The 19860-nt window shown below is 61.5% G+C and carries 26 protein-coding genes; 11 read left to right on the top strand and 15 right to left on the bottom strand.

Going from position 1 to position 19860, the window contains the following annotated elements; translation table 11 throughout:
- Positions 1–184 precede the first annotated feature (184 nt).
- Positions 185–1030, top strand: a complete 846-nt coding sequence (locus tag AC1DTN_RS19470; RefSeq protein ID WP_477922181.1) for an NAD(P)-dependent oxidoreductase — start codon at positions 185–187, stop codon at positions 1028–1030.
- A gap of 5 nt (positions 1031–1035) precedes the next feature.
- Here the strand turns inward: AC1DTN_RS19470 and AC1DTN_RS19465 are convergent, their stop codons facing one another.
- Positions 1036–2007 (bottom strand): alpha/beta fold hydrolase, encoded by a 972-nt coding sequence (locus tag AC1DTN_RS19465; RefSeq protein ID WP_477922180.1) that lies wholly within the window; start codon positions 2005–2007, stop codon positions 1036–1038.
- 146 nt (positions 2008–2153) lie between these two features.
- Between AC1DTN_RS19465 and AC1DTN_RS19460 the strand changes: the two genes are divergently transcribed.
- Positions 2154–2591, top strand: coding sequence for an Rrf2 family transcriptional regulator (locus AC1DTN_RS19460; protein ID WP_477922178.1), 438 nt, complete (start codon positions 2154–2156; stop codon positions 2589–2591).
- Positions 2592–2749: 158 nt separating this feature from the next.
- Positions 2750–3187, top strand: a complete 438-nt coding sequence (locus tag AC1DTN_RS19455) for a hypothetical protein (protein ID WP_477922176.1) — start codon at positions 2750–2752, stop codon at positions 3185–3187.
- An 8-nt stretch (positions 3188–3195) separates the two neighbouring features.
- On the opposite strand, the gene AC1DTN_RS19450 is transcribed toward AC1DTN_RS19455, so the two are convergent.
- Complete coding sequence (locus AC1DTN_RS19450) at positions 3196–3585, bottom strand: Rap1a/Tai family immunity protein (RefSeq protein WP_477922174.1); 390 nt, start codon at positions 3583–3585, stop codon at positions 3196–3198.
- Positions 3586–3733: 148 nt separating this feature from the next.
- A complete protein-coding gene (locus AC1DTN_RS19445; RefSeq protein ID WP_477922172.1) occupies positions 3734–4312 on the bottom strand; it encodes a TetR/AcrR family transcriptional regulator in 579 nt (192 codons plus the stop codon).
- A 163-nt stretch (positions 4313–4475) separates the two neighbouring features.
- Between AC1DTN_RS19445 and AC1DTN_RS19440 the strand changes: the two genes are divergently transcribed.
- Entirely contained in the window at positions 4476–5333 is an 858-nt protein-coding gene (locus AC1DTN_RS19440) for an MBL fold metallo-hydrolase (protein ID WP_477922171.1), read from the top strand.
- Positions 5334–5383: 50 nt separating this feature from the next.
- On the opposite strand, the gene AC1DTN_RS19435 is transcribed toward AC1DTN_RS19440, so the two are convergent.
- Positions 5384–5836: a pyridoxamine 5'-phosphate oxidase family protein gene (locus AC1DTN_RS19435; protein WP_477922169.1), complete on the bottom strand. Its 453-nt coding sequence runs from the start codon at positions 5834–5836 to the stop codon at positions 5384–5386.
- A 148-nt stretch (positions 5837–5984) separates the two neighbouring features.
- Here AC1DTN_RS19435 and AC1DTN_RS19430 point away from each other — a divergent pair, with 148 nt between their 5' ends.
- Together AC1DTN_RS19430 and AC1DTN_RS19425 are read left to right on the top strand one after the other, a co-directional pair.
- On the top strand, positions 5985–6407 hold the full coding sequence (locus tag AC1DTN_RS19430) for a helix-turn-helix domain-containing protein (RefSeq protein WP_477922167.1): 423 nt from the start codon (positions 5985–5987) through the stop codon (positions 6405–6407).
- A 16-nt stretch (positions 6408–6423) separates the two neighbouring features.
- Entirely contained in the window at positions 6424–6804 is a 381-nt protein-coding gene (locus tag AC1DTN_RS19425) for a DUF4180 domain-containing protein (protein ID WP_477922165.1), read from the top strand.
- A 41-nt stretch (positions 6805–6845) separates the two neighbouring features.
- Here the strand turns inward: AC1DTN_RS19425 and AC1DTN_RS19420 are convergent, their stop codons facing one another.
- Entirely contained in the window at positions 6846–7838 is a 993-nt protein-coding gene (locus tag AC1DTN_RS19420) for a squalene cyclase (RefSeq protein WP_477922163.1), read from the bottom strand.
- Between the two features lie 176 nt (positions 7839–8014).
- Between AC1DTN_RS19420 and AC1DTN_RS19415 the strand changes: the two genes are divergently transcribed.
- Positions 8015–8938 (top strand): LysR family transcriptional regulator, encoded by a 924-nt coding sequence (locus tag AC1DTN_RS19415; protein WP_477922162.1) that lies wholly within the window; start codon positions 8015–8017, stop codon positions 8936–8938.
- On the opposite strand, the gene AC1DTN_RS19410 is transcribed toward AC1DTN_RS19415, so the two are convergent.
- From AC1DTN_RS19410 to AC1DTN_RS19400, 3 genes are all read right to left on the bottom strand, one after another.
- Positions 8901–9638 carry an SDR family oxidoreductase gene (locus AC1DTN_RS19410; RefSeq protein ID WP_477922160.1) on the bottom strand — a complete coding sequence of 246 codons (738 nt, stop codon included), beginning with the start codon at positions 9636–9638 and terminating at the stop codon, positions 8901–8903. The two genes, AC1DTN_RS19415 and AC1DTN_RS19410, sit on opposite strands and share 38 nt — an antisense overlap.
- A 111-nt stretch (positions 9639–9749) precedes the next feature.
- The gene (chrA, locus tag AC1DTN_RS19405) at positions 9750–11147 is read right to left on the bottom strand and encodes a chromate efflux transporter (protein WP_477922158.1); all 1398 of its coding nucleotides are present in this window, start codon (positions 11145–11147) and stop codon (positions 9750–9752) included.
- A 1-nt stretch (position 11148) separates the two neighbouring features.
- Positions 11149–11964 carry a chromate resistance protein ChrB domain-containing protein gene (locus AC1DTN_RS19400; protein ID WP_477922156.1) on the bottom strand — a complete coding sequence of 272 codons (816 nt, stop codon included), beginning with the start codon at positions 11962–11964 and terminating at the stop codon, positions 11149–11151.
- A gap of 275 nt (positions 11965–12239) precedes the next feature.
- Here AC1DTN_RS19400 and AC1DTN_RS19395 point away from each other — a divergent pair, with 275 nt between their 5' ends.
- Together AC1DTN_RS19395 and AC1DTN_RS19390 are read left to right on the top strand one after the other, a co-directional pair.
- Positions 12240–12830 carry a demethoxyubiquinone hydroxylase family protein gene (locus tag AC1DTN_RS19395; protein WP_477922154.1) on the top strand — a complete coding sequence of 197 codons (591 nt, stop codon included), beginning with the start codon at positions 12240–12242 and terminating at the stop codon, positions 12828–12830.
- Between the two features lie 19 nt (positions 12831–12849).
- On the top strand, positions 12850–13785 hold the full coding sequence (locus tag AC1DTN_RS19390; protein ID WP_477922153.1) for a pyridoxal-phosphate dependent enzyme: 936 nt from the start codon (positions 12850–12852) through the stop codon (positions 13783–13785).
- A 158-nt stretch (positions 13786–13943) separates the two neighbouring features.
- On the opposite strand, the gene AC1DTN_RS19385 is transcribed toward AC1DTN_RS19390, so the two are convergent.
- Entirely contained in the window at positions 13944–14681 is a 738-nt protein-coding gene (locus AC1DTN_RS19385) for an SDR family oxidoreductase (protein WP_477922151.1), read from the bottom strand.
- Between the two features lie 196 nt (positions 14682–14877).
- Here AC1DTN_RS19385 and AC1DTN_RS19380 point away from each other — a divergent pair, with 196 nt between their 5' ends.
- Entirely contained in the window at positions 14878–15501 is a 624-nt protein-coding gene (locus tag AC1DTN_RS19380; protein WP_477922149.1) for a TetR/AcrR family transcriptional regulator, read from the top strand.
- Between the two features lie 153 nt (positions 15502–15654).
- On the opposite strand, the gene AC1DTN_RS19375 is transcribed toward AC1DTN_RS19380, so the two are convergent.
- From AC1DTN_RS19375 to AC1DTN_RS19350, 6 genes are all read right to left on the bottom strand, one after another.
- Positions 15655–16188, bottom strand: coding sequence for an AAA family ATPase (locus AC1DTN_RS19375; protein ID WP_477922147.1), 534 nt, complete (start codon positions 16186–16188; stop codon positions 15655–15657).
- A gap of 49 nt (positions 16189–16237) precedes the next feature.
- Positions 16238–17557, bottom strand: a complete 1320-nt coding sequence (locus AC1DTN_RS19370; RefSeq protein WP_477922145.1) for an ATP-binding protein — start codon at positions 17555–17557, stop codon at positions 16238–16240.
- Complete coding sequence (locus AC1DTN_RS19365; protein WP_477922144.1) at positions 17554–18231, bottom strand: response regulator transcription factor; 678 nt, start codon at positions 18229–18231, stop codon at positions 17554–17556. The genes AC1DTN_RS19370 and AC1DTN_RS19365 overlap by 4 nt, the downstream gene beginning before the upstream one ends.
- The gene (locus tag AC1DTN_RS19360; RefSeq protein WP_477922142.1) at positions 18228–18794 is read right to left on the bottom strand and encodes a cytochrome b/b6 domain-containing protein; all 567 of its coding nucleotides are present in this window, start codon (positions 18792–18794) and stop codon (positions 18228–18230) included. Before AC1DTN_RS19360 ends, AC1DTN_RS19365 begins: the two co-directional genes overlap by 4 nt.
- A 3-nt stretch (positions 18795–18797) precedes the next feature.
- Positions 18798–19064 carry a PepSY domain-containing protein gene (locus tag AC1DTN_RS19355; RefSeq protein ID WP_477922140.1) on the bottom strand — a complete coding sequence of 89 codons (267 nt, stop codon included), beginning with the start codon at positions 19062–19064 and terminating at the stop codon, positions 18798–18800.
- A gap of 98 nt (positions 19065–19162) precedes the next feature.
- Positions 19163–19531: an NIPSNAP family protein gene (locus AC1DTN_RS19350; RefSeq protein ID WP_477922138.1), complete on the bottom strand. Its 369-nt coding sequence runs from the start codon at positions 19529–19531 to the stop codon at positions 19163–19165.
- A gap of 1 nt (position 19532) precedes the next feature.
- Between AC1DTN_RS19350 and AC1DTN_RS19345 the strand changes: the two genes are divergently transcribed.
- Positions 19533–19784: a hypothetical protein gene (locus tag AC1DTN_RS19345; RefSeq protein WP_477922136.1), complete on the top strand. Its 252-nt coding sequence runs from the start codon at positions 19533–19535 to the stop codon at positions 19782–19784.
- Positions 19785–19860: the final 76 nt, after the last annotated feature.

Genomic DNA, 19860 nt, shown 5'->3' with positions numbered 1-19860 from the left:
GGAACTGAGCGCTACCCCTTCTCCGACATCCTGAAATTCACCAGTGCCGAAACGCTCGAACCCAGGGCGAACTCGAAGATCTGAGTGGCCTCGAAGCTGCGGACTGAAGGCCGCACCTGCCTTGCGGCATCGACCATCCCGCCCTAGTCTCTCCGCATCCCCGCCAAAGAGGTCACATCCGTCAATGTCCAATACCATTGCATTGTTCGGCGCCGGCGCCATGGGCAGCGCCGTTGGCCGTCGCCTCGCCGAATCCGGCGCCAAGGTCATCACTTTTCTCGATGGCCGCAGTGAAGCGACGATCGAACGCGCCCGCGCAACGGGCCTCATCGCCGCTCCGATTTCGGCATTCGCCGAGGCCGATATCATCCTCTCCATCGTTCCGCCGGCCGAAGCGCAGAGGGTCGCGGATCTCATTGCTCCGGTGCTTCGCGACAGCGGCAAAAAACCACCCTTCGTCGATCTCAATGCCATCAGCCCGAAGACCATGGAAAAGCTGGCCGCAGGCCTTGCTTCCACGGGAGCCAAGGTAATCGACGGCTCGATCATCGGCGGCCCGCCGGTTCCCGGCAAGGCCGGCCCGGTTGTCTGCCTCAGCGGTGATCTCGCGGGCGAACCCGATCTCCTCTCCGGCTTCGGCCTGAAGATCCGCCGCGTGAAAGGCCCTGTTGGAGCCGCCTCCGCCTTAAAGATGTGTTATGCCGGCATCAACAAGGGCATCACCGGCCTCTCCGCCGCCATGCTGCTTGCGGCCGCACGCTCCGGCGCCAGTGAGGCGCTGAAGGTGGAACTGGCCGAAAGCCAGGCCGAGCATCTGAAGCGGCTGCGCCAGTCCATCCCGGACATGTTTCCGAAAGCCTATCGCTGGGTGGCGGAAATGGAAGAAATCTCCGAGTTCCTCGGAGCCGACGATCCCGCTGCCCTCATCTTCAAGGGCATGGCCGGCGTCTTCCAGACCATTGCCGATGATCGCAATGGCAGCCGCGAACTGATCGCCACGCTCGAGGCCGTGCTGGATGACGGGCATTAAACTGGTCACAAAGCCTGCACGAAATCGATAATCGCGCGGCTGACGATCTCCGGCCGTTCCTGCGGCAGCCAATGGCCCGCACCGGCCACAAACTGCGTCGCCCTGAGGCCAGGCGCGAGCGCTGGCATCGCATCGATAATCTCCCGCATACCGGGGATGGCAAGGGCCGTGTCGCGTTCACCGGCCATGAACAGCGCGGGAACCTCGACTTTCAGCCCCGCCAAAGCTTTCTGCAATTCCCAGTTCCGGTCGAGGTTCCTGTAATAATTCAACCCGCCGCGAAAACCTGACGCCTTGAATGCATCGGCAAAGACATCGAGGTCGGCTTGCGGCAGCCATTCAGGCAGCGTTTCCCCGTTGGGCAGATCAGCAAGCAGACCGGATGCGCGCGAGACCATGCCAAACGGATTGGGCGTTCCGTCGCCTGGCAGTCTTGGACCCGCCTCGCCGCAGGCGGCGCCATAGATCTTGCGCAGCGTGACATCCACATTCCGCTCGAACTCGGCTTCCGCCAATCCAGGCTCCTGGAAATAGAGCACATAGAGCAGGTGATCCCCTGTCGCCGGAAAGATCTTCGTCGGTGGCACGGGCGGCTGGCCCATGAGAGGCACGCTCATCGCGACAATGCCCCGGAACCTGTCCGGCCGCATCAGTGCGGCCTGCCAGGCAACCGTCGCACCCCAGTCGTTGCCGACGATAACAGCCTTTTCCTCACCAAGCGCATCGACGAGCGCAACCATGTCGGCCACGAGATCGAAGACTGTATAGGCGCCGGTCTCATCAGGGCTTTCCGTTCGGCCATAACCGCGCATATCGGGCGCCACGGCATGGAAGCCCGCCCCGGCAAGTGCAGTAATCTGATGGCGCCAGGCATGCGAGGTCTCCGGAAACCCATGGCAGAGCAGCACCAGCGGCCCCTCGCCGGCTTCGGCAATGTTCATTCTCAAGGTTGCGGTTTCAATCATGCGCTGCTGCATCGCTGCCTCCTCGATAATAAGCCCGTCGCCTTCGGAAAAACGCTTCCGGGCGACATCGAATCTTTAATTCCGTATCTTTTTACGTTACAGAAAACAGGAGTCAATATACCGTAACACTATTTGTTACGCTATGGAGGGAAGCGCAGATGCGGCAAGACGGAAGACTGGCGCGGATGATCCATGTCCTCGTCCATATGGGGCTGCTTGGCGGCCGGGAAACAAGCGAGCGCATCGCCCAGATGCTCAACACCAATCCCGTCGTCGTTCGTCGTACCATGGCGTCGCTGCGCCAGCACGGCATCGTCGAATCCGAGGGCGGCCGTGGCGGCGGCTGGTCGCTGACGAGACCGCTTTCCGAGATCACCATTCTGGATGTGCAGCGCGCCCTGCAGGGCGAAACCATTCTGGATGCGCCGCTCTCCAACGATCACCCTTCCTGCCCGGTCGAACGCGCCGCCAATGCCAAGCTGCAGCTTGGCTATCAAAGCGCCGAGCAGGCGCTGCAGCGGGAATTCCAGAAGGTGACGCTGGCCGAGGTCGGCGAGATCGCCATGGCCACCGCCCAGGCAGAAAAGAGAGCGTGACAGCCATCCGGCTGCTTGCTGACGGCGCGTGAATCTGCCAACTTTCAGCAAAACAACAAGACCACAAAGAACAAGAAGAAACTCCTAGTCTGGTGGCACCACATCCCGATCGCCTTCCCTGAAGGCCTCAGCGTGTCCGGTGCGACAGGAGTTTTATCATGACTGCATTCTGGCCCTTGTTCGTCGGCGGCGTGGCCCCCGCCATTCTCTGGGGCATTACCGCTATTTTCCAGAAGCAGAGCGCCGTATCGGGCGCAGGCTCCTCCGCCTATCTCATCGCCTTCGGCCTGACGCTTGCAGTTGCGGGCGGGATCTCCGCCCTGATCTGGCGGCCCGCGCCCTGGACGGCAGAAGGCTTCGGCTTTGCCGCCATCGCCGGCCTCTGTTTCGCCCTCGGCGCCGGCCTCATCAGCTTCGCGCTCTTTGCCTACGGCGTGCCGGTCTCCAAACTCGCACCGATCTGGAGCTGCAACGTGCTGGTGACGCTGGCCGTCGGCGCGGTGTTTCTGGGAGAGGCTGCTGAGGTCGATCTCATGAAACTCTCTGCCGGCACCCTGCTTATCATCGGCGGCGCCATCCTTGTCAGCAACGCCTGACGCCTGCCTTACCGGCAGCTGTAGCTGCGGGTAATGACGGTCATCACCAGATCGTCGCCCTCGGCACTGCGAACACCTGGGTTCTCCTGCAGGAAGTGGCAGAGCATCTCGCCGATCACTATGGGTGTCGTGCCCGGCGGCAGGCAGATATTCCACCCGACCGAATGGCCGAGACGGGTTATGCTGACCATCGCCTGCGGATCCGGGGCCGCATCGGCGAATGCACGCCGCGCAAAAAACTCATCACGGTTCCATTTGTCGAGCCAGCCGGAAACATAGCCGGTGACGAACTGCCGCGAACCGCCACAATCCGAAAAGAGAAGATCGCCGCTGGCATATTCCATCGGCGCCTTGGCCGAAACAGTCGCCAACAGGGTTGCAATGAGAATGCCCGGCATCTGATCCCTCGCCCGCATATCGATGCCGGAAACTTCAGCCCGAACATGTCGGAATTAAGCTGGAACTATTGCCGATCTGTGACGTCGGCAAAGATGGTAAATGCCCGAACCGGAAGGGAAATTTCTCCTTAATCGACGTAAATGGGCTTCAATGCGCCTTGCCGTGGAGCAGCACGTCAAAGACCATCTGCTTGAAATTCTCGAGCGGCGCCCCGCTGCGCTCGGCGCGCATGCGCAGAAGCGCCCCTTCCCAGCTGTTCAGAATGAAATCGGCAAGTGTCCCGGCCGGCAGCTCGCTGGTCAGTGTGCCGTCTCTCTGCGCTTCGGCCAGGCAGGCCGCAATCACCTCGCTCCAGCGGCTGAAATGCGCTGCGACGCGCTGGCGGATCAACTCGCTATGGTCAACCGTCTCGGCGCTGAAATTGCCGAGCACGCAGCCCTGCGTATGACCTCTCAAGGTGAAGGATGCAGCGCGATCGTCGAAATAGGCCTTGAGGCGGCGAAGGGGCGGTTTGTCGGCATCGGCAAGAAAGCCCACGAGCCGGGCAAGCGCCTGCTCGGAATAGCGATCGGAAACCTCTGCGCCGAAGGCCTCCTTGCTGTCGAAATAATTGTAAAAGGAGCCCTTCGGGACCTTGATGTCATCGACGATCTTCTGGATGCCGGTCGCGGCAAACCCATTGGCATGGATCTCCTTCAGACCCGCCTCGATGATTCTTTCCCGCATTTGCATATTCGGCTTGGGGCCGCGGCGGGCCGACTTTTCCACGTTCGTTACCTCTTGAATAATTAAAGACGACCGGTCATATATTTATTGCTTGACCACAAAAATCAAGGGCTTTCCCGCCCGCTCAGCCGGCTTAACTCCAACTTTTCAAGGAATTGCCACCATGACCTCAAGCCCCACTCCCAGCTTGCGCTATGATGTCCTGACAATCCGCCGCCCCGGCCTCAGCCGCGATGTGCCGGCTGGAGATCCATCCCTTCAGTGGGTCGCCAATTCCGCCACGCTGATCTCGGGCGAACGCGATGCCGTGCTCGTCGATACCTTCCTGACCGAACCGCAGACAAAGACCCTCGCCGACTGGGTGGAAGCGAGCGGCAAGCGGCTGAAGGCGATCTACATCACCCATGGTCACGGCGACCATTTCTTCGGCATCGGTGCTCTGCTGAAACGCTTCCCGGATGCGAAGGCCTATGCCATATCGGATGTGGTGGAGGCGATGCGCCGCCAGAGCGCACCCGACATGCTCGACGGCTTCTGGCGCAAACTCTTCCCCGGCGAGATCGCCGAGAACATGGCTGTCGCCGATGTCCTTGAAGCACCGGACCTGGATCTCGAAGGCCACAAGCTGATCCCGATCGATGCCGGCCATACCGACATGTCGCACTCGACCGCCCTCCACGTTCCCTCGATCGGGCTGATCGTCGGCGGAGACGTCGTCTACAACGGTATCCACTGCTACCTCGGCGAAACCACGCGCGAGAGCCGGCTGCACTGGATCGAAACACTGGACCGGCTGAAAGAGCTGAAACCGAAGGCCGTCGTCGCCGGCCACAAGATCCCCGAAAATGACGACGATCCTCATATCATCGACGAGACCCAGCAATATCTGCGCGATTTCAACAGGCTTGAGCTGGGAACGACGACGGCGCGAGAACTGTTCGACGCCATGCTGGCGCTCCATCCCAACCGGGCCAATCCCGGCTCGCTCTGGGGCGCTGCCAAAGTCGCCAAGGGCGCCTGACCTTCACGCCGTCAACACCAGGCTGCCGCGCCTCTGTGCGGCAGGCCGCATCAGAGCGTGACGAGATCGGTGTGCCCGAACCCCTTGGAATAATCGAGCACCGAAATCACCTTCGGCACGACGCGGAAGATGCGGATCTGATCCCGCGTCGGCATGGCGATCGCTAGACCCTCCTGAACCGGATATTTGGCCGGCATCAGTTGGAGCACCCTGTCGGCCTCGGCAGGGTCTTCCACCTTCTCGGCATGCGCAGCCATCGACAGGCCGGTGATCTGCATCAGCTGGCCGGCATCCGGGTTGATCGTCAGCGACAACCTGTTGTCCTGCGCCAGATTGGCGGCCTTCTGGCTGTCCCGGCCGCAGAGGAAATAGAGGGTCAGCCCGTCATTCACGTAGCCGACCGTTGTCGCCTGCGGCCAGCCGTCTGGCCGGAGCGTTGCAACGCTCATGATCCGTTGCCCATCCAATATCGCCTGGATCGTCTTCCTGATCGCCTCGTCCATGGCTCTCTCCGTTCGGTTTGATCGCTGAAGCATGTGCGGCTGCAGGATATTCCGCATTGATCCGCATCAAGGCGAATATCGATCTGGATTATTCCGAAATATTCCTTATTATCCGAAATGAAAATCATAATAGAGAATAATACGGATCATGTCGGAAGAGTTCTACACTGCTGAACAGGCGGCCGAACGCCTGAAACTGCACCCGAAGACCGTGCTGCGGCTCATCCGCGAGGAGCGTTTGCGCGCCAAGCGCATCGGCAAATCCTACCGCATCCTGCGCTCCGACCTCGAAACCTTCGCCGGTGTCAGCAACAACGCCTCGGCCCCGCAGGCCGAGGTCTATGTCACCAGCGTCGTCGAGGTGCCCGATCTCTCCGCCGAAATGTCGAACCGCCTGACGGTGTTGATGCAGGCCATGCTGATCTCGCGGCATCGTCATCCGCACGCCATGCAGTTCAACGCCGCCTATGATGCGGAACGGCAGCTCCAGAAATTCATCCTGATCGGCACGCCGTCGGATACGGCGGAACTGTTGAACAGCCTGGACGCTTATCTGAAGGCGCTCCGCTGACCAGAAAGGACATTCCGTGAGCAATGATATCAGGCTCTCGCACGGCTTTCGCGTGCTCCTCCGCAATCCCGATGGCAAGCCGTTATCGGCTGAAAGCGGCATCAACGATCTGATCGGCCACGCACTTGGCGAAGCCGTCGATTGGGTGGTGCTGCCGGTCGCCCGCCTGCCCGAGGGTTTCCTGACGCTCCGCTCAGGCATTGCAGGTGCTGCGATCCAGAAATTCGTCAACTACAAGGTTCGTATTGCCATTATCGGCAGCATCGACGCGGACCTTGCCGGCAGCAACGCCCTGCAAAGCTTCGTCCTTGAAGCCAATCGCGGCACGACCTGCTGGTTTCTCGATACGATGGAAGAGTTCGAGGCCAGGCTTTCGGCCTTCAGCACACCGGCCTAAACCACTTATTTCGCTGGACAACGCCGGATGTCGCAACGGCTTCACGCAACCGCATGTTCAGCCTGCCGGCCATCCCACCATTTCAACACCCTGAGCGCCCTGAGCGTCACCCAGCGTGAGGGCTCTCCCTCTCCGTCATCCATCACGAACCAGGCCCTGCCGGACACACGCCAGTCGAGCGGCCAGCGTCCATCCTCCAGTCGCCGTAAGCGGAGGTATTCGACTGCCTCCTTCAGCCGCATATCGGGCGCAGCCCCTGTCAGCAGGCTTGAGGCGCGAAAGTAATCTAGCGCCCGCAGCACATCGAAGCGCCAGCGGTTCGGGTGCAGGAACTGCATGAACTTCTCGTCGACCGGTTCGCTGGTGCTGAGCCGCCGCATCAGGTGCCGCGCCAACAGATAATCCTCTCCCGACCGTCTTGCCTCGCGCGATTGCTCCGTGCCGCCGGTTGCCCGCTCATGTTCCAGCAACCCTTCCAGCACATTGATCGTTGTGTGGAAGGACGAGCGCATCGAGCCATTCGCCCGCTCGCAGTTCCAGCCGCCATCCGACTGCCGCTCGCCGAGTAATCTTTCTACGATGGGCGAAACATCGACACCGAAATAGGCGCCGTCGCCAACCGTGCGGCCATTGATGCATTCCTCCACCTCGCCCTCCCAGAAGGGCTGCCCGCCTTCGTCCCAGCGGCAATTGGCGCCGATGAGCGCGACAGTTCTCCTTGCGCTCTGGGAGCGCGGATCGAGCCCGAATTCGCGAAGCTGCGTCAGCGAAAAATTCGTCGCCGTCCAGGGCTGGCCGGTCGCCTGCCATTCCTCGCGCGTGCAATCGCTGGGAAGGAACGAGCCGCCCGCCCATTGCCCATCGGCATCCTGAAAGGACAATAGTCTGGCACCCCACCCTTCGCGCTCGACCTTCTGCCGTTCGGCGGACCAGACGGGTTCGGGCGCATCCAGCAGATCGCGCAGCACCTGCCAGCGGATGGCCGGGTCGGAGGCGAGCAACCAGTCAATCACGGATGTCTCTGAGGGCGGCATCGGCAAGGCTCCCTTTTGCTTGCAAATACCGCCGCAGCTTGGCCAAACCGACGGCTGCCGTCAACATTACTGGACCCGGCGCGAAGGTGGCGGCCAAGCGGAGAGACTCCCTCTTCGCACCGCCGCCTGATATAGGCAGGGAGTGCCCATCCTTGCTGGGGAGCACGGAGCCCGATATGAACCTACGACAATTGAAAACCTTCCTTGCGGTCGCGAGGCACGGCAATTTCACCCGCGCCGCCGGCGAGGCGAATCTCGCCCAGTCGAGCCTCAGCGACCAGATACAGGTGCTCGAAGAGGAGTTGGGCGTGCAGCTTTTCGAGCGCTCCCGGCATGGCGTGACGCTGACACCGGCCGGTGACACACTGAAAGCCTATGCCGAGGAGATCTTGGCGCTGAACGACGAGGCGAAAGCGGCGATCCGTGCCGCCGCCGGTCTTGGCGGCCAGACACTTGTGATTGGCACGCTAGAAACCATCGCGGCGGAGAAGCTCGCGCCCTTCCTGACGCACTTTCGCGCGGTCCATGCCGATATCGGCCTGACGCTGAAGATCGCTGGCAGCGGTGAATTACAACGACGGCTGGAAGACGGCTCGATCGACATCGCCTTCACCTTCGATCGCGGAGAGCAGGACGAGCGGTTCGTGACCCGCCTCCTCTCGCGCGAACCGCTGATGCTGATTGCAAGCCGCAATGCCGGGGCGATGCCGCCCGGGAACCTTGCGGACCTGAGCCAGCTACCCTTCATCGCTACGGAAACCGGTTGTGTCTATCGCCGCCTGTTCGATACGGCCTTTACCGAAGCAGGCATTGCCGCGCCCGATATCGTCACCCAGGCCGACAGCATCCAGACGATCATCCGCCTCGTTGCCTCTGGCGCTGGTTACGGTCTTGTCCCGCGTCTGGCCGCCAATCCGGCTGTCGAGCGCTGCGGTGTCGCGGAACTGCCCTGGCCGGGCGATACGCCCACCGCCTCGCTCATCATGCTGTGGCGGCGCCGGCGGGTGCAGCCGCCGGCGCTTTCCATATTACTCGCGTCGGTGAACGAGGATTTCCGGCCGGTCAGGCCAGCCGATGCCCGCCTTCGACGTGCAGGATAGTGCCTGTCGTAAAGCCGTTGCCGATCAGGAAGCGGATCGCATCGGCGATATCCTCTGGACGGCCGACACGGCCCGCCGGCAAGCGCTTCGCCATCGCGTCCAACGTCGCCTGCTTGGCGTCACCGGCAACGAAACTCCAGATCGGCGTATCCACCCATCCTGGCGATACCGCGTTGATGCGCAGAGGCGCAAGCTCCACGGCAAGCGCCCGCACCAGCCCTTCCAGCGCCGCATTGACGGCAGCGACGACCGAACCCCGCGCCGCCGGCCGGTAGGCCGCCACGCCTGACGTATAGGTGATCGAGCCAGACGGCGGCAGGCACGGCGCGCCGTATTTGGCGAGCAGCAGCGGCCCGTAGAACTTGCTCTCGACAACCCGCTGAGCCGCCGAAAGCTGCAGATCCGGCAGAAGCTGGTAAGCCCCCTCGATATCCGCCGCCGTGCTGACGATATGATCGACCGGCCCGCAATCGCGGAAGAAGACGGCAACCTCCTCCTCCCGCGTGAGGTCGAGGACCGTGGTCTTAAGATCAGCAGGATCGCCGAGCTCCCGCCGCGCCGCCTCAAGCCTCTCGGCACTGCGCCCGGCAATCGTCACCCGCGCCCCTTCGGCCAGCAGCCGCTGCGCCAGCGCCAGCCCCATGCCGGAACTGCCGCCCACGACGATAATCTCTGCGCCTTCTATTTTGATGTCCGTCATCTGCATCTCCTTCTTGGCTGGGAGAGCAGATGCCGTGCGCCGGGCCGGAAGAAAAACGGAAGAAACCGATGGTGCCATCGGTTCTTCCGATGATGCGGCTGCCGGTGAACCTCAGGCCGGCCAGACCATCCCGGCCACTGCGCAGCCTAGCAGGACCGGAATGACCGCCAGCTTGAACCTGAAAATCGCGATAGCTGCCGCAAGGCTCAGCAATAGCGATGGCAGCGATAGCGACGCCCAGACGGGCAACTCGATCGAGAAGGGTCCAAGGCTGTGAACCTCGGCGCTCCGGAACAGGAAGTGCAGGCCGAACCAGATCGCGAGATTGAGGATGACGCCGACGACGGCCGCCGTGATGGCCGACATCGCGCCTGCCAGCGCAGCATTGCCGCGCAGCTTCTCGATGAAGGGAGCGCCGAGGAAGATCCAGAGAAAGCAGGGAACGAAGGTCACCCATGTCGTCAGGACGGCGGCGATCGTGGCGGCGGTCATCGGATTCAGACTGCCGGGATCACGATAGGCTCCCATGAAGCCGACGAACTGGAGAACCATTATCAGCGGCCCGGGCGTCGTTTCCGCCATGCCCAGACCATCGAGCATCTCGGTGGGCTTCAGCCACCCGAAATGCTGGACGGCTTCCTGCGCGACATAGGCAAGCACGGCATATGCGCCACCGAAAGTCACCATCGCCATCTTGCTGAAGAACACGCCGATCTGCGTAAAGATATCGTCGGGTCCGAGGAAGAGATAGAGCAGCAGCAGCGGCAGCAGCCAGAGCACCAGCAGCACCGACGAGATCCTCAGCGACCAGCGGAGGTTCGGTCGCGCGTGATCAGGTATCTCCTCTCCGAGCAGCGCGTCGGCGTCGGACAGAACCGCGCCGCCCGCCGACCTGTGCCCGCCGCCGCTCTGGAACAGGCGGGAGCCCGACTTCGATCCCAGGAAGCCGATGATGGCGGCTGAAAGGATGATAACCGGAAAAGGCACATGGAGGACGAAGATCGCCAGGAAGGCGGCTGCCGCTATCCCGATCATCGCCCTGTTCTTCAGCGCGCGGCCGCCAACCCTGACGACCGCCTGAATGACGACGGCAAGCACGGCCGCCTTCAGGCCGAAGAACAGCCCCTCGACGGCATCGACGCTGCCGAGGGTCACGTAGAGGTAGCTCAGGGCCAGAATGGACAGGAAGCCCGGAAGCACGAACAGGATGCCCGCAACCAGACCGCCGGCAGTCCGGTGCATCAGCCAGCCGATATAAATGGCAAGCTGCTGCGCCTCCGGTCCCGGAAGCAGCATGCAATAGTTCAGCGCATGCAGGAAGCGCTGTTCGCCGATCCACTTCTTCTCATCGACGACGATGCGATGCATGACGGCGATCTGCCCGGCCGGTCCGCCGAAGCTGAGGGCTGCAACGCGCAGCCAGACGCGAAAGGCCTCGCCGAAGGTAACGCCATGAGGGTTTGGCGACGCGCCTGTATCGGGCGTCGCATGGGTGACGGCACTGGTCACGTTAGCCTCCCTTTTTCGCGGAAGGCCAGTTGTGCGTTTCGTCCGTGGCATCGCGGCACCAGCGGTAGAAGGCATCATAGAGCAGCATGCCGGCATCCAGCTGCTTGAGATCGTCAACAAACATGCGCGACAGGCCGAGCGATGCGGCCAGCAGGCCGGCCACTTCAGGGGCAAGGTCCGGCCGGGCGGTATCGGCGCCGCGGACGATCGTTGCGAGCCTCGACATCGGCCCCGAAGCAAGGCCGAATTCCTCGATCATTACATCGAAGGTGCAGAGCTCGCCGCGGTGGCTCCAGAAGACCTCCTCGATATCGAACGGCATGGCGCCGAAGCGGTCGGCAATCAGGGCGACGTCTGATGTCGGCACGAAAAGAAAGACCGCCGAGGGATCGACGAAACGCCGGATAAGCCAAGGACAGGCGATGCGGTCGATCTTCGGACGCGCGCGCGTGACCCAGACAGTCCGTCCCTGCCGATCGCGCGGCGGCAGCATGTCGATGGGCACAGCCACGCCGCCGGAGCCTATCCAGGCTTCGAAGCCGCCTTCCAGCACCTCTGCAGCACCCCCGGCATGCCTGATATAGGCGGCCACCCCATGGCTGAGCTTGCCGCCCGCCTGGCAGACGACGATGACCGGGCCGGTGAAGCCAGCAACCCATTCAGTGACATCGGTGTGAGATTTCCGGATCGAGCCCGGCACGAACCGCGGATCCCGGGCAAAATCCTCCTCGGTGCGCACATCGACGATGACAGGCGCATTGGGTGTGCCGACGATACGGGCGAGCTTATCTGAAGATATTTCGAGAAATGAAGGCATGACGCGTCCCTCCGTTGTTCGGTTTCGATGGACGCGATTCTTCGGCATGTCGCCTCGTGGGGTGATCGCAACCCCATATGGTTTTTATGCGCGCCGCCGTTTTTCGTGTCAAGCTTCGCGAGGAGCACGCCGTTCGCTTCCGTCAGACCTTCATATAAGGTCGTTGAACGGGAGCCCGGCGTCGAAATACGCCTCATAGGCTGTGTCTAGCCATTGACGATCGCGGTGGTCGTATTGCCTATTGCAGACACCGAGACTTGGGGCGCGCATGCATCATGGACAACCTGCCTGATATCGTCAGCAAGCGCGATCCGGCGATCACCGTCAGACGTATTCTCAAGGTCAATCATGCTGGCGAGTTCGGTGCTATCCGCATCTACGGTGCACAGATCTGGATAGCCCGCCGGCTGTTTCCGGATATCGTGCCGGCCCTTCAGGACATGCGGGAAGACGAGATCAAGCATTGCCGCCTGTTTCGTGAGGCCATGCCTGCTAGGAGCGCCAAACCTTGCCGTGTGATGGCCTTCTGGAGCCTCGGTGGTTTCGCGCTAGGCTTCTTCACTGCCCTTGGTGGGCGCAACATGGTTTGGATCTGCACCGAGGCGGTGGAAGGCACCGTTCATCGCCATCTCGAGGATCAGCTGGCCTTCCTGCACACCCGAGACCCTGAGCTTCATGCCCTCATCGCCTCGATCCAGGACGAAGAACTGGCGCATCTGCGCGAGGCCGAAGAAAAGCAGACAGGGCGCGGGCTTGGCCACGCGCTGCTTCTGCCCGTCATTGGCGCTCTCACCGATCTGATGATCTGGCTGTCGACCTGGGGCGATTCGAGCTGGATGCGCGTAGAGATCGCGCGTTCTAGGTGAAGTGCTGCTGCGAGGAAATATGGATCATTATCCGCTGATTGGCCAAACCCTATCAACTACTTTTGAGAGTGATATCGAATTCATCTTAAATCATGCGGCGCCCCTAAAGGTCTGCGAATTGGCTATAGCGGGAGACAATTCCAGTGCAATTCGATTAGTTGATGAAACACGACAGCTTGCAGGCTCTTTCAAATACAGGGGAGCCGTGCTCGGGGTGAGTAAACACCCGCAAGGCGTCATCGCCTGTGGCTCCGGAAACTTTCCAATTGCGGTGGGTCTGGCGGCCACCAATCTTGGAATTCCAGCGATATTAGTGATGCCGGAGGATGCGCCGCCCTCCAAAAAAGAGTTGGCTCGCAATTCCGGTTCTGAAGTTTTGTTCGTTCCAAGGGCTGACTTTGTTGGCACCGCGGAGCAGGAAGCAAGGGCACGTGGCTTGCCGTTTCTGCATCCGTTCCGGGATGCAACCATGCTGATTGGCAGCAGCTCCCTTGGTGTTGAACTGGCCCATGCCATTCGAGCCAATGGATCTCCAGATGATGCTGTTGTCGTCGCTTGCGGCGGCGGTGGACTGGCTGCTGGTACCGCATTGGGACTTAGGGTCAGCGGGTCAGCAAACGACATTTATGTGGTTGAACCAGGTAACTACCCGCGTTTGCAAGCCGCAATCGGTGTGTCCCATCCTGTCGAGATCATGCCCAAAGGGCAAACAATTTGTGATGCTTTGCGGGCGACCGAGATCGGTGCACTTCCATTTCAGATCATTGAGAAAATCGGAGTGCGCACCTTGCTGTCCTCAGATGATGCCGTTCTGGAGGCACAGGCGCGAATGCAACGCGAATGTGACCTAGTCGCAGAGCCAAGCGGGGCTTTGGCCTTGGCGGCGCTCTCCGAAAACGAGATTCCGAGACGGCATCGCAAATTCTGGGTCATCGTATGCGGCGGCAACGTCTGATTCAAAGCAGAACAATTCAGGTTGCTTCTGATCCGTTTTACCCTCGCGCACGATTGGAATTCCTCTTCTCACTCCACCCAGTAGCAACCCATATCACTGGCCGGAGACACTGTGCGCGCAACTGCTCGCCGCGCGCTGCAGGAAGCCCCGCCCTCCCATCAGTTCCGCCCGCCATTCGCGCGAATCACCTGCCCGTTGACCCAGCCGCTCTCAGCGCTCGCCAGAAACGACACGATCCGGGCAATATCCTCCGGCTCCCCGAGCCGGCCGAGAGGGATATCGTTGGTCAGGCGCTGGATCAGCTCCGGGGAGCGGCCGGCGAGCAGCAACTCGGTCGCAACCGGCCCGGGCGCCACGGCATTGACGGTGATACGGCGGGAGCCGAGCTCCTTTGCGAGGATATGCGTCATCGCTTCCACAGCCGCCTTGGTCGCCGCGTAGACGGCATTGCCCGGCGAATAATGGCCGATGATGCTGGTGGAGAAATTGATGATACGGCCGCCATCGCGCACCCGCCTGGCGCCTTCCCGCATGCCATTGAAGGTGCCGGTCAGGTTCACGGCGATCAGCCGCTGGTAGTCTTCGTCGCTCGCATCGGAGAGCGGGCCGAAGGTGGTGACGCCGGCATTGTTGACGAGCACGTCGACGGTTCCGAATTCCGCTTCGGTGCGCTCGAAGAGGTCGACGACTGCCTGTGGGTCGGAGACATCGGCGCGGAGCGCCAGCGCCCGGCCGCCGGCCGCTGCGATGGCCGCAACCACCTCTTCGGCCTGCGCGGCATTTGTCGCATAATTGACAACGGTCTGGAAGCCATCGGTTGCGAGCTGCCTGGCAATCGCCGCACCGATGCCCCTGGATGCGCCGGTGACGATGGCGGTCTTGATCTCGTTTGACATGTGTGACTCTCCTGTTCCTGCAGCGCGAGTGATCGCAGGCACAGCAAGTCGCATGCGGGTCACCGGTCCCGGTAAGGCGCTCGAAGATCTCAGATCCTGCTGTGTTGCCCGATCGCTTGTGCGCTTGATCTGACGCCGGTAATGTGAGCGATAATTCGCTTTCCCGCTACTCGCATTTCAGGCCCCGTTTCCAGCAATGTCCGAAAGCCCATACGAGAGCCGCTCCTCGCCCAGAAAAGCGCCCAAACAGGCTCGCTCGCTTGTCACGGTGAGCGCGATCATCGAGGCCGCGGCTCGCATTCTGGAGGAGCGCGGTCATGAGGGTTTTTCCACCAATGCGGTCGCGGAAAGGGCCGGCGTAAGCGTCGGTTCGCTCTACCAATATTTCCCGCGCAAGGATGCGCTGATCGGCGCGCTGATCCTGCGGCAGACGATGTCACTGGTCGGAGATGCGGAAAGTGCTGCCGATCGGCCGACGGGCCAAGAGGCGCTCTCTGCCCTCATCAACCCATGCGTCCACCTCCAGCTTGAACGCCCTGCCCTTGCCCGCCTGCTGGATTATGAAGAGGCGCGCCTGCCGCTCGATGCCGAGACCGAGCAGATCAAGCAACGCTTCTTCGAGCTCACCCGCGATACGCTGCTGCGGCCGGATATGCCGCCGCAGCCCGATATCGATGTCGCTGCGCGCGATGTGGTGGCGATCATCAAGGGCATGATCGATGCCGCCGGCGAACATGGCGAGGAGGACAGGAACGGGCTGGCGCTACGCGTCAAACGCGCCGTCATCGGCTATCTCAGAACCGCATCGGACAGCGGGTAATTTCAAGAAGAAACCCTCGGTCCGGGAGTGGAACCGAGGGTCTTCATTTGCAGGATCAACGCAGCGATCGCTGGGAACGATCAACCTTTGGGAGGGGAATTAGGTTGCCGCGTTGGATAAGGAACAAGCTGCATCGAATTTGGTTCCCGGAAATTACACGACCTGCAGCTGGCTCAGCAGAAAATCCGCCCGTGCGGCGACATCGACCCTCGGGAGAGTGACGACCTCATAGCCGATTCCAGGATAGGCCACGGTCAGTCGATCATATTCGGCAACGGCCTCTTCAAAACCGTGCCGTCGCTCCGGGTCATTGACATAGATCTCCGGCCACGGTGGCGTCAGGAACACCGTCTGGTGATAACGATGCCGGTCCCGCAGCGTCTCCAGCACCGCTTCTCCGGTAGCGGCCTGGAGCGCGGCGGCGGCATCGATCAGGCCGCGATCGAAAAACGTCCAGCCCGCCTGCGCCTCCGCCAGTTTCTGATCCTCGAGTGCCATCGCGATCGCCCGCCGGGCAAAAGCCACCGGATCGACCCAGGGCAAGGCTGCGCCCTGCCCGGCCAGCTCCTCTCTCACGATCCGGCGTCCGGGCTCTTCGACGGTGGCATAACCGCGCCGGGAAAGCTCTTCGAGCAATGTTGATTTCCCGCCACCCGAACAGCCGGAAATAACGACGGATTTGATCATGGAACCCTCGAAAAACAGATGATGTAAAGGAAGCGTGGTGCAGATGCGGCTATGTGCCGACTTCCAGATCGAAGATGTGGCCCTGTCTGCCGGCAGAGCGGCGAAGCGAACCCCGGTGGATCGCGGCAATGCGCTCCACGATCTTCAGGCCGATCCCAAGGCCGTCCGCATGGGCTGTGACATCGCACGCCTGCCGGATACCGGCGAGATGCCGATCCTCGACGCGGATCAGATTGCGGCTGACCCGCACGACGATATCGGTATGCGCGGGCGTGTGGCGGACGGCATTGTCGATCAGGTTGCGCACGGCATCCTTCAGCAAGGCCGGCACACCCTGCACGATGGCGGCATCCACCTGCGCGGAGAATTCCAGCGAGTGATCGTTCTCGTAGACCCAGGGCGCCAGCTGCTCCACCACGCTGGATGAAAGCGCCACGAGGTCGACCTCCTCGAACATGCCGTGATCGAATGTATCGAGCCTCGCGAGCGCGGTGATCTGGCCGACGAAGCGCACGAGGTCGTCGAGATCGGCTTCGGCCTTTCGCGCCCGTGGATGGTCGATATGGCCGAGCTCCAGCTTGATTGCCGCAAGCGGCGTGCGCACCTCATGCGCGATGCCCGATGTCAGGATCTTCTGGGATTTCATCAGCTCGCCGACACGCTCGAAGGCCCGGTTGACGGCCACTGCAAGATGAGCGATTTCCCGCGGCATTTCCTGAAATTGCAGATGCGAGCGGGAATCCATCGGGTCGATCCGTTCGGCCGCCTCGGCCGCAATCCGTACCGGCTTCAGCGCCTGGCGCACGGAAAGCAGGGTGGCGCCGAGCACGAGCACCAGCAGAATGCTCATCGGCACGATCATGTGTTCGATCACCTCATTCCAGAAGACATCCGACAGCACGTCCTGCGGATCGCCCGTCGTCGCGACATCAACAACGAAGCGCCRCTCGCCGACCGTAAAGGCCCGCCCGCCCACGAGCGTCAATGGCTTGCCGGGCTTGAGCGACCGCAGCCAGAAATCCGGAGGATTGACGTCAGGCGGCAGGAAGCGGCTCTCGCAGGCGGCATCGCAGGATTGGAAAACCAGCCCGCCATCGGCCTCGCGGATGCGGGCCACATAGCCGGTCTGCGCCTCGCTGTAGCGCCCCTCGACACTTTCGGGAAGCCGGTAGTGGATGGTGCCATCCTCCACCGCAATGCCGGAGGCGAGCCGCTCGGTCTCCTGCTCAACGAAGAGCCGCGAAAGCTCCCCGACATTCCAGTAATAGTCGGAAAAGATCACGGCGAGCTGCAGCACCATGGCCAGCACCGCAAAGAAGGCGATCCGCCGCGCCAGGATCGCGCCCAATGTCGGCGACATCTGCTTCACGCGCGCGCCTCCCGCATCATGTAGCCGACACCCCTGACGGTCTCGATCAGCGCCTTCGTCGGGTGCCCCTCCAGCTTCTTGCGCAGTCTCGAAACGGCAAGCTCGACGGCATTGCTGCTGCGCTCGTCGCCGAATTCCGAGAAGGCGTGCTCGATCTTCGGCTTTGGCACCACCCTGCCGCCATGGCGCATCAGCAGTTCGAGCAGCCCCTTTTCCGAAGGCGCAAGCGCAATCTCGGCGCCGGCACAGATCACCCGGCGCGAGGCGACATCATATTGAAGTGCGGCATATTCCAGGACCGGCATAATGGTTGCCGGCGCGCGCCGCGTCAGCGCGCGGATGCGGGCGATCAGCTCGCCATTGTGAAACGGCTTTACGAGATAGTCGTCAGCGCCGGCATCGAGCCCGGCAATGCGTTCGTCGATCGCCCCGCGCGCAGTCAGCACCAGAACCGGCATCTGCACCCTTGTCGCCCGGAGCGACCTCAGGAAGGCGATCCCGTCCTCATCAGGCAGGCCGAGATCGAGAAGCAGCAGGTCGTATTCCGCTTCCTGCAACGCAAGCCGCCCCTCCTGCGCGAGCGCGAAGGCATCGATCTTCCAGCCGGCATCGCGGATGGCCTCGCAAAGCAGTTCGCGAAGCCTGGGACTATCCTCGATCAGCAGTATCCTCATGCCTTCTTTCGACCCGTGACCATCGACCAGACGAGATTTTCCCTGTGCCTCCAGCTTTCGACGATGGCCGCACCGGCATGGACGAAGGCAAGCACCATGATGCCGTTTGCGATGGTGCCGTGCAGTTTCTCCAGCCACTTTTCGCCCCAGAAGGCGTCGAGGGTGGTCATCCAGCCGGTCAGCGCCGTTGCCGCCAGCAGTGCCATCAGGAGCAGCATCATAACCGATGCCAGCGGATTGTGACCAAGGTAACGTTTATCATTGCCATCGATCATATCGAGGATCTGCTCCATGACCCTGCGCGGCGTCGGCAGGAAATCGGAAAAGCGAGCGTGTTTTGTACCGACGAAACCCCAGAGAATACGAATGACGATTGCCGCAGCAACGACATAACCCGTGAAGCGGTGCCAGTATTTGCCCTCTTCGAGAATGAAGAGGTTGAGCGTGCAGGCGGTAACGATGGTCCAGTGAAATAGCCTGACGACCGGGTCCCAGACCCGGATCGTCTGGCGGGCGGTATCGGAGGGCTCAGCGCCCTCCTTCTTCGACGAGATAGCCGTCATCGCTCAATCGCCCTTCTGGACGATCTCGCCGGAGACCGGATTGAAATAGACTTCGGCGCGTTCGCCGTTCTTGTCGCGGCCGTAGATTTCGTAGCAATTGCCGGTGATTTCGAGGGTCTTGATCTTATAGCCCATGGCTTCGATCTTCGCCTTCATGGCCGCCTCGGGCATCCATTTGGATTTCGGCTCGCCGGTGCAGCTTGGACTTGCAAGCGCCAAAGCCGGCGTGAATGACAGGATTGCGATAGCAGTGATTAGTTTCAGCTTCATGATTTTACCCTTTTGCTGTTGCCCCTTGCGGGCGACGAACAATCGGGTAGCGCGGCAAAGCTGTCTGTTTGCTGTCGGCGACTGTAGCTTCAGTTTGCCTAATCTTCGCGCGGCAGCGGCTGCAGAAACAGGCGTTCATAGCTCTTGAAGGGCGGATTGTCTCCGAAGCGCGCATTGGCCGCGATACCCTCAGGATCGGCGGCGACGCTGCTGCGGTAGTTGAGATAGCTCTCCTCATCCGGAAAGGTGAAGAGTGCGATTGCAATATCGCCCGCTCCATCCGACCCGGCAGCGGGAAAGCTCATGCCGGTGCCATCGGGCCTTTCGCGCGGCAGGAAATAGCCGTGATGCTTTCCGCCACAGCGTTCGATCAGCCCCATCCAGATCTGCGCATAGGCTTCGAATTCCGCGAGCTTTTGCGGATCGAGGCGATAGCGCACCTCGCATGTAACCGGTGTATTTGACATCGTGAATGTCCTTCTCATTTCCTTAACGCATGAAGAGGATGCCAGCCATGCGCACATCGCCGGATTGCAGGAAACGTGCCTGCGCATGGAAGCCAAATATCTGCCCAGCTCCCCGTTCCGCTTGAGCTATGAGCGTCTTTATCGGCGCTTCCAAGACGATCTTGGCGATGAGCGCGACAGGCTGCTCAGCCAATGCGCTGGTCTCATGCTGATCAACTTCATTGAGGAAGATGGTCAGGGGCGCATTGATTGAGGTGAAACATGGCCTTTGTCCGGGGTTGGGAGCCGACGCCGCGACATCGGCTCCCTGGGGGTTAGAGAGCCGTGCG

This window comes from Rhizobium sp. 01T444 (assembly GCF_056398305.1).
Note: the sequence above shows the minus strand (reverse complement) of the source record. Positions and strands in the feature narration are given on the sequence as shown.